Source organism: Pseudomonas sp. KCJK9058 (genome assembly GCF_046230975.1).
In the GTDB taxonomy this organism is placed as follows: domain Bacteria; phylum Pseudomonadota; class Gammaproteobacteria; order Pseudomonadales; family Pseudomonadaceae; genus Aquipseudomonas; species Aquipseudomonas alloputida.
The window spans coordinates 1-15,310 of the sequence record NZ_JBJJLR010000040.1 but is presented as its reverse complement, the minus strand read 5'-3'; the positions used below and the strand labels follow the sequence as shown (position 1 = coordinate 15,310).

At 60.7% G+C, this 15,310-nt stretch carries 17 protein-coding genes and 2 tRNA genes; 10 read left to right on the top strand and 9 right to left on the bottom strand.

The genetic code is table 11. The features are described from left to right. Nucleotides 1-165 precede the first annotated feature (165 nt). On the top strand, nt 166-1,254 hold the full coding sequence (locus ACK59Z_RS19455; protein WP_003250634.1) for an asparaginase: 1,089 nt from the start codon (nt 166-168) through the stop codon (nt 1,252-1,254). A 124-nt stretch (nt 1,255-1,378) separates the two neighbouring features. Here the strand turns inward: ACK59Z_RS19455 and ACK59Z_RS19450 are convergent, their stop codons facing one another. Beyond that, nucleotides 1,379-3,253, bottom strand: a complete 1,875-nt coding sequence (locus ACK59Z_RS19450; protein WP_409293574.1) for a sigma 54-interacting transcriptional regulator — start codon at nt 3,251-3,253, stop codon at nt 1,379-1,381. Between the two features lie 200 nt (nt 3,254-3,453). Between ACK59Z_RS19450 and cynS the strand changes: the two genes are divergently transcribed. From cynS to ACK59Z_RS19430, 4 genes are all read left to right on the top strand, one after another. Next, complete coding sequence (gene cynS, locus ACK59Z_RS19445) at nt 3,454-3,894, top strand: cyanase (RefSeq protein WP_003250631.1); 441 nt, start codon at nt 3,454-3,456, stop codon at nt 3,892-3,894. A gap of 64 nt (nt 3,895-3,958) precedes the next feature. After that, nucleotides 3,959-4,783: a formate/nitrite transporter family protein gene (locus tag ACK59Z_RS19440; RefSeq protein ID WP_108191401.1), complete on the top strand. Its 825-nt coding sequence runs from the start codon at nt 3,959-3,961 to the stop codon at nt 4,781-4,783. Between the two features lie 220 nt (nt 4,784-5,003). After that, the gene (locus ACK59Z_RS19435) at nt 5,004-5,246 is read left to right on the top strand and encodes a DUF1654 domain-containing protein (protein ID WP_004574330.1); all 243 of its coding nucleotides are present in this window, start codon (nt 5,004-5,006) and stop codon (nt 5,244-5,246) included. 6 nt (nt 5,247-5,252) lie between these two features. After that, nucleotides 5,253-5,945 carry an endonuclease gene (locus ACK59Z_RS19430; RefSeq protein ID WP_409293573.1) on the top strand — a complete coding sequence of 231 codons (693 nt, stop codon included), beginning with the start codon at nt 5,253-5,255 and terminating at the stop codon, nt 5,943-5,945. 3 nt (nt 5,946-5,948) lie between these two features. Here the strand turns inward: ACK59Z_RS19430 and ACK59Z_RS19425 are convergent, their stop codons facing one another. The 4 genes from ACK59Z_RS19425 to ACK59Z_RS19410 form a co-directional block, all read right to left on the bottom strand. Beyond that, complete coding sequence (locus tag ACK59Z_RS19425) at nt 5,949-6,374, bottom strand: GTP pyrophosphokinase (RefSeq protein WP_409293572.1); 426 nt, start codon at nt 6,372-6,374, stop codon at nt 5,949-5,951. Between the two features lie 344 nt (nt 6,375-6,718). Further along, the gene (locus ACK59Z_RS19420) at nt 6,719-7,288 is read right to left on the bottom strand and encodes an SPOR domain-containing protein (protein ID WP_003250559.1); all 570 of its coding nucleotides are present in this window, start codon (nt 7,286-7,288) and stop codon (nt 6,719-6,721) included. Nucleotides 7,289-7,419: 131 nt separating this feature from the next. After that, nucleotides 7,420-7,496, bottom strand: a tRNA-Val gene (locus ACK59Z_RS19415). A 172-nt stretch (nt 7,497-7,668) separates the two neighbouring features. Beyond that, a tRNA-Val gene (locus tag ACK59Z_RS19410) sits at nt 7,669-7,745 on the bottom strand. Nucleotides 7,746-7,948: 203 nt separating this feature from the next. On the opposite strand from ACK59Z_RS19410, the gene ACK59Z_RS19405 reads away from it, so the two are divergent. Further along, a complete protein-coding gene (locus ACK59Z_RS19405) occupies nt 7,949-9,232 on the top strand; it encodes an FAD-binding oxidoreductase (RefSeq protein ID WP_003250557.1) in 1,284 nt (427 codons plus the stop codon). Nucleotides 9,233-9,343: 111 nt separating this feature from the next. On the opposite strand, the gene ACK59Z_RS19400 is transcribed toward ACK59Z_RS19405, so the two are convergent. Then, entirely contained in the window at nt 9,344-10,078 is a 735-nt protein-coding gene (locus ACK59Z_RS19400; RefSeq protein WP_003250555.1) for a peptidase C39 family protein, read from the bottom strand. Between the two features lie 166 nt (nt 10,079-10,244). On the opposite strand from ACK59Z_RS19400, the gene ACK59Z_RS19395 reads away from it, so the two are divergent. Further along, nucleotides 10,245-10,418 carry a hypothetical protein gene (locus ACK59Z_RS19395; protein WP_003250553.1) on the top strand — a complete coding sequence of 58 codons (174 nt, stop codon included), beginning with the start codon at nt 10,245-10,247 and terminating at the stop codon, nt 10,416-10,418. 126 nt (nt 10,419-10,544) lie between these two features. Here the strand turns inward: ACK59Z_RS19395 and ACK59Z_RS19390 are convergent, their stop codons facing one another. Both ACK59Z_RS19390 and ACK59Z_RS19385 read right to left on the bottom strand, forming a co-directional pair. Then, entirely contained in the window at nt 10,545-11,297 is a 753-nt protein-coding gene (locus ACK59Z_RS19390; RefSeq protein WP_003250551.1) for a TerC family protein, read from the bottom strand. Nucleotides 11,298-11,325: 28 nt separating this feature from the next. Then, nucleotides 11,326-11,565, bottom strand: coding sequence for a hypothetical protein (locus tag ACK59Z_RS19385; RefSeq protein WP_409293571.1), 240 nt, complete (start codon nt 11,563-11,565; stop codon nt 11,326-11,328). Between the two features lie 132 nt (nt 11,566-11,697). On the opposite strand from ACK59Z_RS19385, the gene nhaR reads away from it, so the two are divergent. The 3 genes from nhaR (at nt 11,698) to ACK59Z_RS19370 (ending at nt 14,636) form a co-directional block, all read left to right on the top strand. After that, entirely contained in the window at nt 11,698-12,591 is an 894-nt protein-coding gene (gene nhaR / locus ACK59Z_RS19380) for a transcriptional activator NhaR (RefSeq protein ID WP_003250547.1), read from the top strand. 97 nt (nt 12,592-12,688) lie between these two features. Then, nucleotides 12,689-13,900, top strand: a complete 1,212-nt coding sequence (gene sstT, locus ACK59Z_RS19375; protein WP_003250545.1) for a serine/threonine transporter SstT — start codon at nt 12,689-12,691, stop codon at nt 13,898-13,900. 88 nt (nt 13,901-13,988) lie between these two features. Beyond that, a complete protein-coding gene (locus ACK59Z_RS19370; protein ID WP_003250542.1) occupies nt 13,989-14,636 on the top strand; it encodes a YceH family protein in 648 nt (215 codons plus the stop codon). A 4-nt stretch (nt 14,637-14,640) separates the two neighbouring features. Here ACK59Z_RS19370 and ACK59Z_RS19365 read toward each other — a convergent pair whose 3' ends face one another. Beyond that, nucleotides 14,641-14,829 carry a hypothetical protein gene (locus ACK59Z_RS19365; protein ID WP_003250541.1) on the bottom strand — a complete coding sequence of 63 codons (189 nt, stop codon included), beginning with the start codon at nt 14,827-14,829 and terminating at the stop codon, nt 14,641-14,643. Between the last annotated feature and the right edge of the window lie 481 nt (nt 14,830-15,310).

The following is a 15,310-nucleotide window of genomic DNA, read 5'->3' as shown; positions in this document are numbered from 1 at the left end:
GCAGGCGCGGTTCGGTGCAACACCACACATTGTCGGGGCTGCTACACAGCCCATTGCAAAGCACGGCCACTCCAACCCAGGCAACGCGTGGTGCCTTGGTACGAAAAATGCCTATAGCCCTGCGCGACTCAATAACTATCTCACTAGGAAGCGAGAACAATAACGATGAATGCCGCACTCAAAACCTTCGCCCCCAGCGCACTCGCCCTGCTGCTGATCCTGCCATCCAGCGCCTCGGCCAAAGAAGCCGAAACCCAACAGAAGCTGGCCAACGTGGTCATCCTCGCCACCGGCGGCACCATTGCCGGCGCCGGCGCCAGCGCAGCCAACAGCGCCACTTACCAGGCTGCCAAGCTGGGCGTCGACAAGCTCATCGCCGGCGTGCCAGAACTGGCCGACATCGCCAACGTACGCGGCGAGCAAGTGATGCAGATCGCCTCCGAGAGCATCAGCAATGACGACCTGCTGAAGCTGGGCAAGCGCGTCGCCGAGCTGGCCGAAAGCAAGGACGTGGACGGCATCGTCATCACCCATGGCACCGACACCCTCGAAGAAACCGCCTACTTCCTCAACCTGGTAGAGAAGACCGACAAGCCAATCGTGGTGGTCGGCTCGATGCGTCCGGGTACCGCCATGTCCGCCGACGGCATGCTCAACCTGTACAACGCCGTGGCCGTAGCCAGCGACAAGCAGTCGCGTGGCAAGGGCGTGCTGGTGACCATGAACGACGAGATCCAGTCCGGCCGCGATGTAAGCAAGGCGGTCAACATCAAGACCGAAGCCTTCAAGAGCGCCTGGGGCCCGATGGGCATGGTGGTGGAAGGCAAATCGTACTGGTTCCGCCTGCCGGCCAAGCGCCATACGGTCAATTCCGAGTTCGATATCAAGCAGATCAGCAGCCTGCCGCAGGTGGACATTGCCTATGGCTATGGCAACGTCACCGACACCGCCTACAAGGCGCTGGCACAGAACGGCGCCAAGGCGCTGATCCATGCCGGTACCGGCAACGGTTCGGTATCGTCGCGGGTAGTCCCGGCGCTGCAAGAACTGCGCAAGAACGGCGTGCAGATCATCCGCTCGTCGCATGTCAACCAGGGTGGTTTCGTACTGCGTAACGCCGAACAGCCGGATGACAAGAACGACTGGGTCGTGGCTCACGACCTGAACCCGCAAAAAGCGCGGATCCTGGCGATGGTGGCAATGACCAAGACCCAGGACAGCAAAGAGCTGCAACGCATCTTCTGGGAGTACTGATCAACCACCCATGGCCGGTGCCCCACATCACCGGCCATTCTTCCCTTCCAGATCAATCCCGCCCGGCCGCCATTCAACTGGGGCTCGCATCAGTGGGTTTCTTCTCTGGCTTGCGCAAGCGGCTCTATTTGTAATCTCTCGGATCAACGCCCCACTTCTTGAGTCGAGACGCCAAGGTTGTGGGCTTCAACCCCAGCAATTGCGCAGCACCACCCTCGCCGGAGACTTTCCCTGCTGTTCGTTTGAGCACAGAGATCGCATTCAGCTTCATCTGCCGCTCCCAGTCTTTGTCGGCAGTCGGCTCAGGCTGGCATTGTGCAATTGAAGATACTGGGCCACTGGACGGGCCGTTTGGCGCCAGAACCTCATGAAAGCTCACGCGACCGTCTCGGGAGACGATGGTCTGTCGCTCAATCACATTTTGAAGCTCGCGAATGTTGCCTGGCCAGGCGTACTGCTGAAGCACCGCGACTTGGGTCAGCGACATGCGAATGCCCGGTTTGTTAAACGCCAGGCTAGCCCTTTCAAGAAAATGGCTGGCGAGCAACGGAATGTCCTCAAGTCGCTCCCGCAGGGGCACCGAGCGTATAGGGAACACATTCAAGCGGAAGTATAAATCTTCCCGGAACGCCCCTCGGGCGACCATATCGCGCAGGTCACGGTTCGTTGCGGCGATAACTCGCACATCAACGGCCCTGGTGCGATTGTCGCCTACAGGCTCAAACTGGCGGTCCTGTAGAACACGGAGCAACTTGCTTTGTAACTCCAGCGGAATCTCTCCCACCTCATCGAGAAACAAGGTTCCGCCGTCTGCCAACTCAAAGCGACCCACTCGGTTGCTGACCGCTCCGGTGAAGGCCCCTTTGAGGTGGCCGAAGAACTCGCTCTCGAACAACTCACGGGGTACCGCGGCGCAATTGACCCGAATCAGAGGGCGGTCGCGCCGGGGGCTGCTGGCATGAATCGCGCGAGCCACAAGCTCTTTACCCGTGCCTGACTCGCCGGTGACCAACACGTTGGCGTCGGTAGCTGCGACCAGGTCGATCTGCTGTAACAGATGCTTGACCGCTGGGCTTTCGCCGACGATCTCGTGGTGATTGCCGTGGGCGTTGATTTCCTCCTGCAGGTATTGGTTTTCCATCTCCAGCCGAGTCTTCAACTGCTCTACTTCACTTAGCGCATCGCGCAGGCGCGCTTCAGTGCGCTGTCGTTCGCGGATGTCCCGGAACAACACCACCGCCCCCACCAGCCTTCCCATCTCGAAGATTGGAGTGCTGGTGTACTCGACGGCGATTGGTTCGCCGCTCTTGTGCCAGAACACCTCGTGGTCCACGCGATGAATTTGTCCATCGCTGAACGAAGCATGGATGGGGCACTGATTGACCTCGAACGCACGTCCGTCGCTATGGCTGTGGTGGAACAAATGGTGGGCATCCTGGCCAATCATGTCGACGGCACTCCACCCCAGAATACGCTCGGCGGCGGGGTTGATGAACGTGGTCTGGCCCCGGGTATCGAGCCCATAGATGCCCTCGCCAACTGCACCAAGAATCAGCCGGTTTTGCTGCTGGATGCGCTCGAACACCTGGCTGATCCGCTCCCACCCCACGTGGCCCAAACGGTGTTGGCGGCGCGCCTCAGCCCGGTTACGGCGCTGCTCCAGAAGGTCGCGGCGCTGCACCGCCAGTACAATTTTCCCGCCCTCAACCGCGCTAGCCGAAACCTCCACCGCTATTTGCCGCAGTTGCAGATCCACCAGCAGCAGGTCGTCCGACCACGCTTCGCCTTGAGTCAGCACCTCATCCGTAAAGCTCACCCACAGTGCGATTCCCCCTCGCAGAAAATGGCTAAAGGCATGACCGGGCAGCTCATTTGCAGCGCAGCCCAGTAAATCAAGCGCGGCGGTGTTGGCTTGCAGTACCCGATCATCTACCGGGTGGATTAACAGCATGGCAACGGTGGAGTCGGCAGCGACTCCGAGGGCGACGGCGTCTGTCACAGATGCATATCCTTCAGCCGATTTTCACGAAATTTCGTAAACAATATTACGAGAGTTCGTAATTCACGAAATTTCGTCAATCCAATTCGCTATCAATAAAAAATAAACTAATAAAATCAGATAGTTAAAAAATAATGGAGATTGGCACATCTCTCGCTATGGGTGTGTTCACCTTAAACCAAACTGCGGGAGCAGAAATAATGGACAAACTTGAAATGCATCACCTGATCATGGCCGCGAAAGCACGCAAGGGCCTGAGCTGGGATGATCTTGCCAACGCAGTGGGCAAGGCCCCGGTATGGCTTGCATCGGTCTGCTACGGCATGAACAGCGCGCCGCTGGAAGTGGCAACGCATCTTTGCGAGGTATTGGAGCTGGATGATCAAGTCGCCGCCACCTTAACCGCTTTCCCAGTCAAGGGCTGGGACAAGTCCATCCCTCAAGACCCGCTGATCTATCGACTGTACGAAGTCGTGGGCGTCTATGGCCCAACCCTGAAAGACGTGATCCAGGAAAAATTTGGCGACGGCATCATGAGTGCCATCGACTTTTCCATGCATGTCGAGCGAATCGAAGACCCCAAAGGCGACCGGGTTCTGTTGACCCTCAATGGCAAGTTCTTGCCGTACCGTTCCTGGTAAACCCATCCAACCCTCGGCATCCCTCCGGAGGTGCCGCCCATTACCCGCAGTTGAGGGAGCCGCCATGTCTTATCTGCTACCCACCGATTTTGTCACCAAGATGCTCGATGCCGGCGCATCAAAGGTCCACATGTCCACTCGCGACACGCTGATCCGCAGCTACATGGCCGGGGCAATTCTGGCCTTGGCGGCCGTATTCGCAATAACCATCGCAGTGCAGACAGGCTCAGCCCTGCTAGGCGCAGTACTGTTTCCGGTTGGTTTTTCAATGCTCTACCTTATGGGCTTCGACCTGCTCACTGGGGTCTTCATGCTCACCCCGCTGGCATTACTGGACAAACGTCCCGGGGTCACCGTTAGGGGAATTCTGCGCAACTGGGGCCTGGTGTTCGTCGGCAACTTCGCCGGCGCCCTTACGGTCGCCTGCATGATGGCCTTCGTCTTTACCTATGGTTTCCATGCTTCCCCCGGTGCCGTGGGAGAGAAAATTGCCAGCATCGGTGAGGCCCGCACCCTGGGTTACGAGCAATACGGGCTGGCAGGCTGGTTGACGATCTTCCTGCGTGGCGTGCTGTGTAACTGGATGGTGTCGATGGGCGTGGTCGGCGCGATGATCTCCACCTCTGTGAGCGGCAAGGTGATCGCCATGTGGATGCCGATCATGCTGTTTTTCTTCATGGGCTTCGAGCACTCGGTCGTGAACATGTTCCTGTTCCCTTCCGCAATGATCATGGGCGGCGACTTCTCGCTCATGGACTACCTGGTGTGGAACGAAATCCCCACCGTACTGGGCAACCTGGTGGGTGGCCTGGCCTTCACTGGCCTGACGCTGTACGGCACCCACATCCGTACGGCCGCGAAGAAAGCCACCAGCGCAACAACCTGCTGAAGCGACAAAGAAGGCAGGCAGCCTCAGTCGCCGCCTGCCTCACTTCATACCCAGGACAAAAAAGAGGTTTTGCTTTGCACTGCCTCTAACCCGAACATCGTTTATATTTCAGAACGGTGTCATGGCTTACAGACCAACACTGGATTTCCCCTGACAAGCTGTTGCGAATTTACTTACAGTGAAATACTGTATGCACATACAGCAAAACAAGGAAACTCCTGTGTCCAGCACCGCCTCCGCCACCCCGAGCAGCTATGAACAGCTGGGTGTACGCATCCAGAAGATCATCAACAGCCCCACCGCCCAGCGCAGCCGTGCGGCGCTGATCTTCCGCCTGGAACAGGAAAGCCCGGATGACTGGGAGACCCTGCTTCAGGAGATCGCAGAAAACGACAACGTCACCCTCGCCCATCGCGACGATGGCGGTGTGCAGATTTTCTGGACCGTACCGAAGGAAGATTGACTGCGCATGAGAGTTTCGCTTTTCGCAGCAGCTTGCCTGTTACTGACCACTCCGCTTGTTCAAGCCGACGCCCCGCGCACCTTCCAGGAGGCCAAGAAGGTCGCCTGGAAGCTCTATGCGCCGCAATCGACCGAGTTCTATTGCGGCTGTAAATACAAAGGCAACAAGGTCGACCTGGCATCTTGCGGCTATACCCCACGCAAGAACGCCCAGCGCGCGTCGCGCATCGAGTGGGAGCACATCGTACCCGCCTGGCAGATCGGCCATCAGCGCCAGTGCTGGCAGAGCGGCGGGCGCAAGCAGTGCTCGCAGCATGACGAAGTGTACCAACGCGCCGAAGCCGACCTGCACAACCTGGTGCCAAGCATCGGCGAGGTCAACGGCGACCGCAGCAACTTCAGCTTCGGCTGGCTACCAGAACAACGCGGCCAGTATGGCCGCTGCCTGACCCAGGTCGACTTCAATGCCAAGAAGGTGATGCCGCGCCCGTCGATCCGCGGCATGATCGCCCGCACCTACTTCTACATGAGCAAGCAGTACAACCTGCGCCTGTCCAAACAGGACCGCCAGCTGTTCGAAGCCTGGAACAAGACCTACCCGCCGCAAGCCTGGGAGCAGCAACGCAACCAACAGGTCGCCTGCGTGATGGGGCGAGGAAACGCGTTCGTGGGGCCGGTCAACCTCAAGGCGTGCGGTTGATCCTCAGGCCAGCGCCTGTAAATAGGCACTGGCTTGGCGATAACGGGCCAGCCGCGCCAGGTCGGCGGGGCCCGGGCAAGGGATGCGCGAGAGGTCGCTGTTGTCGGCCAGATCGGCCAGCTTGACGGTGCGCGCCAACGGGTCTTCGCCCAGGCGCACCACGAAATCCTGGTAAGGCTCGCCTTCGCGGCGGCTAAGCGCCAGCAACGCAGCCAGGATTTTCAGCGCGAAGCCCTCACGCGCCAGGTCGGACAGGGTCAGCGGGGTGTCTTCGATCACATCGTGAAGCACCGCCACAATCCGCTGCTCAGGTGTGGAAACCCGCATCATCACGCGTAACGGGTGGAGGATATAAGCCGCCCCACCCTTATCGTATTGCCCTTCATGCGCCCCGGCGGCCACGGCAATGGCCCGCTCCAGTGTAGACATGAGGCCCTCCCCGTTTGGCATCTCCCAACCCAAGCATAGCCAAACTTGTGTGAACAGCGCCTGACACAAGCCTTGGCCGCGGCGCCACTGTACCGGCTTAGGCTCTGCACGATAAGCCTTGATACTTGTTCATGCTGCGTTGAAAACAGCCTGACCTGCGCCTCAAGACTTTGCGTACAGCCTCTAGTGTGGTGTTTCACAAATAACGACCATAACTCGCGGCGCTTTTTGCGCTCATGCGGCGTTGTCGCTCCTCGCCGTAGCTGGGCTACGACTCGTCGCGACGCCTTGCCTGAGCGCAAAAATCGCTCGCGAGTTATTGGCCGTATTTGCAAAACACCACACTAGCGTGCTGCGCCGTGCTGGATAACCACCGAATCGGTACCAAGCTTGGCCATCACTTCATCCCTGCGCGCTTGCGCTTCTTCGCGGGTGGGGAACGGCCCCATCAGCACCACCGGCTTGCCGTCACGGTACTCCACCGAAGAGGGGATGCCCTTTTCGATCAGGCGCGCCGTCATATCGCTGAGTGCGCCCATGTTGGCGCCCTGTACCACTTCCACATCCCACCCCTGGGGCGCCGGCTGGTCTGCCAGCGCCTCGGCACGGCGCTGCAGGTCGGCTCCGCCGCAGAGTTCACGGATGCGCAGGTTGTTGCCGGTATCGTCAACGATGATGTCGTACTGGCCATCGCGCTTGATCGCCACGTAGCTGCGGTAGGCTTCGTACTGCCCGGCATCGTCCTTGCCGCGGACCTGACCGCAGATGGTGCCCTGGGTGTCGATCCGCACGTTGCCGAACTTGGCGGTCTTGGGGTTATGCAGGTGTTCGGCCACCTGCTTGTGCACGCCCTCGACCTCGTTCTCACAGCCCGCCAGGGCGAGCACTGCCATTACCACAGCCAGTTTGCGCACGCGTGTACCTCCAGATTCGAAGGGGCGGATTCTAGCACGCCGGGTATGCCCCGGACCGCGACCAAACGTTACACGCTGCTTCGGGCGCAAATGCAAAAAGGGCGATCATTTCTGATCGCCCTTTTTCGATTTGGTAGGCACAATTGGACTCGAACCAACGACCCCCACCATGTCAAGGTGGTGCTCTAACCAACTGAGCTATGTGCCTGTCGTGTGGTGCGCATATTAGTGGTGCGATGCGCACCTGTAAAGCTTTTTTTTGAGAAAAATCAAAAACTTTCGAATGAAAGCGCTTTGCGTCCATGCCGCGGTATTCCCGCTCGCGCGGCAATGGACAATGAAAAAAGGGGTGACCCTTTCGGATCACCCCTTTTTCGATTTGGTAGGCACAATTGGACTCGAACCAACGACCCCCACCATGTCAAGGTGGTGCTCTAACCAACTGAGCTATGTGCCTGTCGTGTGGTGCGCATTCTACGCATTACAAAAACCCTGTCAACACTTTTTTTCGCGCTAACCTACTGAATCTTAAACTCTTTATAGAGAGGCTGGCTGAGGGGGGCCCCGTAAAGGATTTTCACCAGACGACTAGCGGGTGTTTATTATTATTGATAGCATCGGTACATTCGTTAAAAATATAAAACACGAGGTTCCTGCAGCATGGCTAACACCCCCTACCCCCAGTCCTACTACGCCGCCTCGGCCAACCCGGTGCCGCCACGTCCGGCGCTGCAGGGTGAGGTGGAAACCGATGTGTGCATCATCGGTGCTGGCTACACCGGCCTGTCCAGCGCCCTGTTCCTTCTGGAGAACGGCTTCAAGGTGAGCATCGTCGAAGCGGCCAAGGTCGGCTTCGGCGCATCGGGCCGCAACGGCGGCCAGATCGTCAACAGCTACAGCCGCGACATTGATGTCATCGAACGCACCGTCGGCCCCAAGCAGGCGCAACTGCTGGGCCACATGGCCTTCGAGGGCGGGCGCATCATTCGTGAACGCGTGGCCAAGTACAACATTCAGTGCGACCTGAAAGATGGTGGCGTATTCGCTGCCCTTACCAGCAAGCAGATGGGTCACCTGGAATCGCAAAAGCGCCTGTGGGAACGCTTTGGCCATAATCAGCTGGAGCTGATGGACCAGAAGCGCATCCGCGAAGTGGTTGCCTGCGACAGCTACATCGGCGGCATGCTCGACATGAGCGGCGGCCACATCCACCCGCTGAACCTGGCCCTGGGTGAAGCTGCCGCGGTCGAGTCGCTGGGTGGCATCATCTATGAGCAAACCCCGGCCGTGCGCATCGAACGTGGTGCCAACCCGGTCGTGCATACCCCGCAGGGCAAGGTCCGCGCCAAGTTCATCATCGTTGCCGGCAACGCCTACCTGGGCAACCTGGTACCCGAGCTGGCCGCCAAGTCCATGCCATGCGGCACGCAGGTGATCACCACCGAGCCACTGGGCGAAGAACTGGCACGCACCCTGCTGCCGCAGGACTACTGCGTCGAGGACTGCAACTACCTGCTCGACTACTACCGCCTGACCAGCGACAAGCGCCTGATTTTCGGTGGCGGCGTGGTGTACGGCGCGCGTGACCCGGCCAACATCGAGGCGATCATCCGCCCGAAAATGCTCAAGGCCTTCCCGCAGCTGAAGAACGTGAAGATCGACTACGCCTGGACCGGTAACTTCCTGCTGACCTTGTCGCGCCTGCCACAGGTTGGCCGGATTGGCGACAACATCTACTACTCGCAGGGTTGCTCGGGCCACGGCGTGACCTATACCCACCTGGCGGGCAAGGTGCTGGCCGAGGCCCTGCGCGGCCAGGCAGAGCGTTTCGACGCCTTTGCCGGCCTGCCGCACTACCCGTTCCCGGGTGGCCAGATGCTGCGCGTACCCTTCAGCGCCATCGGTGCCTGGTACTACAGCCTGCGCGATCGCCTGGGCTTCTGATTCAGGCAGGCCTGGCCTCTTCGCCGGCAAACCTGCGCCCACACGGACTGTGCAATAAGCACAAATCCTGTGGGCGCGGGCTTGCCGGCGAAGAAGCCGGCACAGGCAATGCTATTCGTTCAGGCTATTGACCGCCTGCTTCGCCGCAATCTCTTGCCCGGCCTTGGCCAATTCATCCGCAGCATGCAACCACCGCTGGCGATCAACCTGGGCCGGCAGTTGCCGAGGTGGCTGCACCAGCACCGCCCAACTCCCCTGCTTCTCCCATGCCGATGCAAATTCATCGAATGCCATCACCTGCCGCCGGTGCATGCCCGAGCGCAGCAGCACCCGCTGCTTGTAACGGTCATAGCCCATCAACACCGCATAGCGCGGCTCGCTCCACCAGGCCGAACCGTCCTCGTAACGCAGCAGCACCGGGTTGCCCGCTGCCACCTGGGTCAGCAGCGCGTCCAGTTGCTTGTCCAGCGGGTACACCACCCTACCGTAGTCCCGCGCCACACGGGGAATAGCGGTATCCAGCGTTTCGGCGCCCTGAGGCAGGTTGAGCGGCTTGTCCAGCAAGCCCGGCGTAATAGGCGCCCCCTGCTGCGACAGCACTGCCGCCAGCGCCATGGCCCCGCTGTGGTTGGCGTTGCCACGGTAGAACGGCACGCTGCTGATCTCGACTCGCTGCGGCAGGCCCTTGAGGTTGCCGGGCGGTGCGCTGGCGCAGCCGGCCAGGGTGGCAGCCAGCAGGCAGGCAGCCAGTAGCCGCCGGGGGGCAGCCTTGAAGGAATGTTGCTCCATGGACACTCGCTTGTTCCAACGCCAGGCAGGCAGCGCCCGGCTCTGGCCACCGATCATAGGTCCGACAGCGGCGCGGGTATAGTCCGACAGCGCCTTGGAGCGAATCGGCCCTAGAGATAGACCATTGTTCGATGGAACGTCACAGACGAAGGGCTAGACTAAAGCAGTGTCTGGAAGGTAAACGCGGCCCAATCAAGCGCTTGCCGCAAAGATGGAGGCACAGATGAGCCTGACCATGGCAATTCTCATGCTGGTAGGCATGTGGCTGAGCGTCGCAGCCGCCATGCTGTGGGGTGTACTGCGTATCGTGCGGCGTCATGCACACCACCTGCCACCGCAGGCACCCGCCAAGCCACAGCCAGTAAGACGGCCGCGGCGGCATGCCGGGGTGAGCTAACCTCAGGATTTCCCGAAGCCCACTGACTGACAAGCCCGCTGCACAGGTATTCGCGTTGCCAGTGCCACGCGAATACCTATGCAGCGGGCTTGTCCGCAAGAGGGGCGCGAGGCGCCCCTTTTTACATCAACCTTCAGCCGCCTCACGCTTCAGACGCGCTCGGCGGGCCAGGATGTTGAGGACCTCGATAGCCGTCGAGAACGCCATGGCCGCATACACATAGCCCTTGGGTACATGGGCGCCAAAGCCTTCGGCGATCAGCGTCATGCCGATCATGATGAGGAAGCCCAGCGCCAGCATGACCACGGTCGGGTTGTCGTTGATGAAGTTGGCCAGCGGGTCGGCGGCCACCATCATCACGATCACAGCCGTGATAACGGCGATAATCATGATGGGCAGGTGCTCGGTCATGCCCACGGCGGTGATGATGCTGTCGACCGAGAAGACGATGTCCAGCAGCAGGATCTGGAAGATCGCCGCAGCAAAGCCCAGGGTCACCGTGGAGGAGACTTTGGCTTCCTCCTTGGCGCCATGCGGGTCGACGTTTTCGTGAATTTCCTTGGTCGCCTTCCACAGCAAGAACAAACCACCGGCAATCAGAATCACATCCTTCCACGAGAAGGCGTTGCCGAACACTTCGAACACCGGGTCGGTCAACTGGACGATCCAGGCCACGGTGCTGAGCAAGGCCAGCCGCATGACCAAGGCCATGCTGATACCGATACGCCGCGCCTTGGAGCGGTACTCCACCGGCAGTTTGTTGGTCAGGATCGAGATGAAGATCAGGTTGTCGATGCCCAGTACAACTTCCATGGCCACCAGCGTAGCCAGGGCAACCCAGGCGGTAGGGCTAGCGGCGAGTTCCAGCAAATATTCCATTGTTCAAATCCTGCAGCAGCGGTTGGGGTCAGATTTCCTGGGTTTCTTCTTTCTTCTCGGCATCCTTGAGCTTCTGCCCTTCGCCGCCGATGGCTTCGCTCAGCGCCTGCTGGGCAGCCTTGTTGGTGTCGTCGATGGCCTGCTTGGCCGACTGCGCGGCCTGGTCGAGCATCTGCTGGGCGGATTTCTCGGCCTGGTCGCAGCCTGCCAGGGTGAACAGGGCCAAAGCCAGCACCAATGGGGTGCCAATGGATTTGAGTTGCAGCATGGTGTCCTCGCTTGAAATAACCCGGCGGCGCATGGCGCCTGATAGCCGTGCATTCTAGAGACGGCAATAGTTCAGGAAAATTCGTATTTTCATGGCATATACTTCGGTTTTTACGAATCGGGACGACCGACGGTGCTTAACTATCGCCAGCTGCATTACTTCTGGGCCGTGGCCAAGACGGGCAGCATCACCCGCGCCAGCCAACAGCTGAACCTCACACCACAAACCATTAGCGGGCAGATCACCCTGTTCGAGCAAACCTACGGCCTGGAACTGTTCCAGCGCGCCGGCCGGCAGCTGGAACTGACAGAAACCGGCCGCCAGGCCCTGGTGTATGCAGAGCAGATGTTTCAGATCGGCAGCGAGCTCGAAGCCATGCTGCGTGCCGGCCCTCAGGAGCAGATCCTGTTTCGTGTGGGGGTGGCTGACGTAGTGCCCAAATCCATTGTCTACCGCCTGCTGGCACCGACCATGGACCTGGAAGAGGTGCTGCGCATCAACTGCCGCGAAGACAAACTTGAGCGGTTACTGGCAGACCTGGCTATTCAGCGCCTGGACCTGGTGATTTCCGACAGCCCCATGCCTAACCACCTGGACATCAAGTGCTACAGCCAAAAGCTGGGCGAGTGCGGGCTGAGCTTCTTCGCCACCCCGGCGCTGGCACAACGGCTTGAAGGGCCTTTTCCAGCTTGCCTGCAGGATGCTCCGCTGCTGGTTCCCGGCCAGGAGACCGTGGTGCGCAGCCGCTTGCTGCGATGGCTGGGCGAGCAGCAGGTGCAGCCACGGATCGTGGGGGAGTTCGATGACAGTGCCTTGATGCAAGCGTTCGGGCAGTCGGGCAGCGGCATTTTCGTTGCGCCCAGCGTAATCGCCGAGGAGGTGTGCCGTCAGTATGGCGTGCAACTGATCGGGCAGACCGAGGCCGTGCACGAGTCGTTCTATGCCATTTCGGTGGAGCGCAAGGTCAAGCACCCAGGGATCGTGGCGATTACCGAGGGGGCGCGGCGGGAGTTGTTTCACTGGTAGCCATCCAAGCCTGATTGACTAGCAACAAGGCGCGCCGTGCCCACCAGGTGCTCTATGGTAAAGTCCGCCCTTTCCAGATTCCGAGATACCGCTGCACATGACCCCTCTCCTCCGCTTCCTCAACCGCACCAGCCTGGTGACTCAGATCGTCATCGGCCTGCTCGCCGGCATCGCCCTCGCCCTGCTGGCACCTGCCATCGCCCGCGACCTGGCCTTTCTTGGCAAGGTGTTTGTCAGCGCCCTGAAGGCGGTTGCGCCCGTGCTGGTGTTCATCCTGGTCATGGCTTCGGTCGCCAACCATCGTCACGGCCAGGAAACCCACATTCGCCCGATCCTCTGGCTGTACCTGCTGGGCACCTTTGCCGCAGCAGTGGTGGCCGTGGTTGCCAGCATGCTGTTCCCGTCGTACCTGGTACTAAGCACCAGCGAAGCCACGCTGAGCGCGCCAGGCGGCATCACCGAGGTGCTGCAGAACCTGCTGCTGAGTGCGGTAGACAACCCGGTCAATGCCCTGCTCAATGCCAACTTCATCGGCGTGCTGACGTGGGCCATCGGTTTGGGCGTGGCCCTGCGCCACGCCGGCGAAACCACCCGTACCGTGGTCGAAGACCTGTCCACGGGTGTAACCCTGATCGTGCGCGTGGTCATCCGCTTCGCCCCGCTGGGCATCTTTGGCCTGGTCAGTTCCACCCTGGCCCAGTCGGGCCTGGACGCGCTGCTCGGCTACCTGCACCTGTTGGCGGTACTGATCGGCTGCATGCTGTTCGTGGCGTTGGTGATGAACCCGCTGATCGTGTTCTGGAAGATTCGCCGCAACCCCTACCCGCTGACGCTGCTGTGCCTGCGTGAAAGCGGTATTACCGCGTTCTTCACCCGCAGCTCGGCCGCCAACATCCCGGTGAACCTGGCGTTGTCGGAACGCCTTGGCTTGCATGAAGACACCTACTCGGTGTCGATCCCGCTGGGCGCGACCATCAACATGGCCGGTGCGGCGATCACCATTACCGTGCTGACCCTGGCCGCCGTGCATACCCTGGGTATCCAGGTGGACCTGCCGACTGCCGTGCTGCTCAGCGTGGTGGCGGCAGTGTGCGCCTGCGGCGCCTCGGGCGTGGCTGGGGGTTCGCTGCTGCTGATTCCGCTGGCGTGCAGCCTGTTTGGCATCCCTAGCGAAATTGCCATGCAGGTAGTGGCGGTGGGCTTCATCATCGGCGTGTTGCAGGATTCTGCCGAAACGGCGCTGAATTCTTCAACCGATGTGCTGTTCACCGCGGCGGCGTGTCAGGCCGAAGAGCAGCGTAACGGCTAAGCGGGCCGGGGCCGCTTTGCGGCCCCAATTGCCTTACGCGATCGCATTACCTACCCTAGTGGCCTTTCCCCAGCCACGAGACAGGGCCATGTCAGAACACGAAACCGCAGGTGAAGGCCGCTTCAACAGCATCGAGGTCCGCGTTCTCGGCTCGCTGATCGAAAAGCAGGCCACCAGCCCGGAAAGCTACCCGCTGACCCTCAATGCCCTGGTTCTGGCCTGCAACCAGAAGACCAGCCGCGAGCCGGTGATGAACCTCACCCAAGGCCAGGTCGGCCAGGCCCTGCGCGTCCTCGAAGGTCAGGGCATGACCCGCCTGCAGATGGGCAGCCGTGCCGACCGCTGGGAACATCGGGTAGACAAGGCACTGGAGCTGGTGCCAGCGCAGTTGGTGCTGATGGGCCTGATGTTCCTGCGGGGCCCGCAAACCCTCAACGAACTGCTGACCCGTAGCAACCGCCTGCACGACTTCGACGACACCGAGCAGATCCAGCATCAGCTGGAGCGCCTGATCTCGCGGGGCCTGGCCTTGCACCTGCCACGCCAGACCGGCCAGCGTGAAGACCGCTACACCCATGCCTTGGGCGATCCGGCGGAAATCGAGGCGATTCTCGCTGCACGGCAGCAGGAAGGCGGCGCGCGCACCAGTGGCGGCAGTGTGTCCGAAGAACGCATCGAGGCCCTCGAAGCCCGCATTGCGGCGCTGGAAGCACGCCTGGCCGAGCTGGAAGGCTGAGCCGTCACGGCTCGGGGTCGGGGAAATTGCGGCAGCTCTTGCGCTCGGCCAGCTCCCGGTCAGTGGGGCGCTGGTCGACGAACACAGCGCGACCGTCGGCGTAGATTTCCAGGTAGCCCCAGTGCAGGTCCTGCTCTTGCTGCCCGGGCTTTGGGGGGACTAGCCACCAGGGTTCGCGGCTGATCAGGGTCATCGGTTTGATTCCTGAGGGGTCTGCAGTAAGCATAGACACCTTCAGGTCCTGCTTTGCTTGCACCGGCCCTTTCGCGGGTGAACCCGCTCCTACAGCGGCCTGTGTCCAACCCTCGATGTGTATCCGCCACCAATCTGCGTAGGAGCGGGTTTACCCGCGAATACGGTGGCGGCGGCGACGGTGAACGGCAGGTGGAGATTGGCCAGCAGGCCCGGCCTCTTCGCGGGTAAACCCGCTCCTACGACGGCCTGTGTCCAGCCCTCGATGTGTGTCTACCTCCGATCTGTGTAGGAGCGGGTTTACCCGCGAATACGGTAGCGGCAGCAACGGTGAAAGGCGGGTGGAGATTGGCCAGCAGGCCCGGCCACCGACATGTGTCCACCACCGATCCGATGTAGGAGCGGGTTTACCCGCGAATACGGTAGCGACAGCATCGGTGAAAGGCGGGTGGAGATTGGCCAGCAGACCCGACCACCGACAT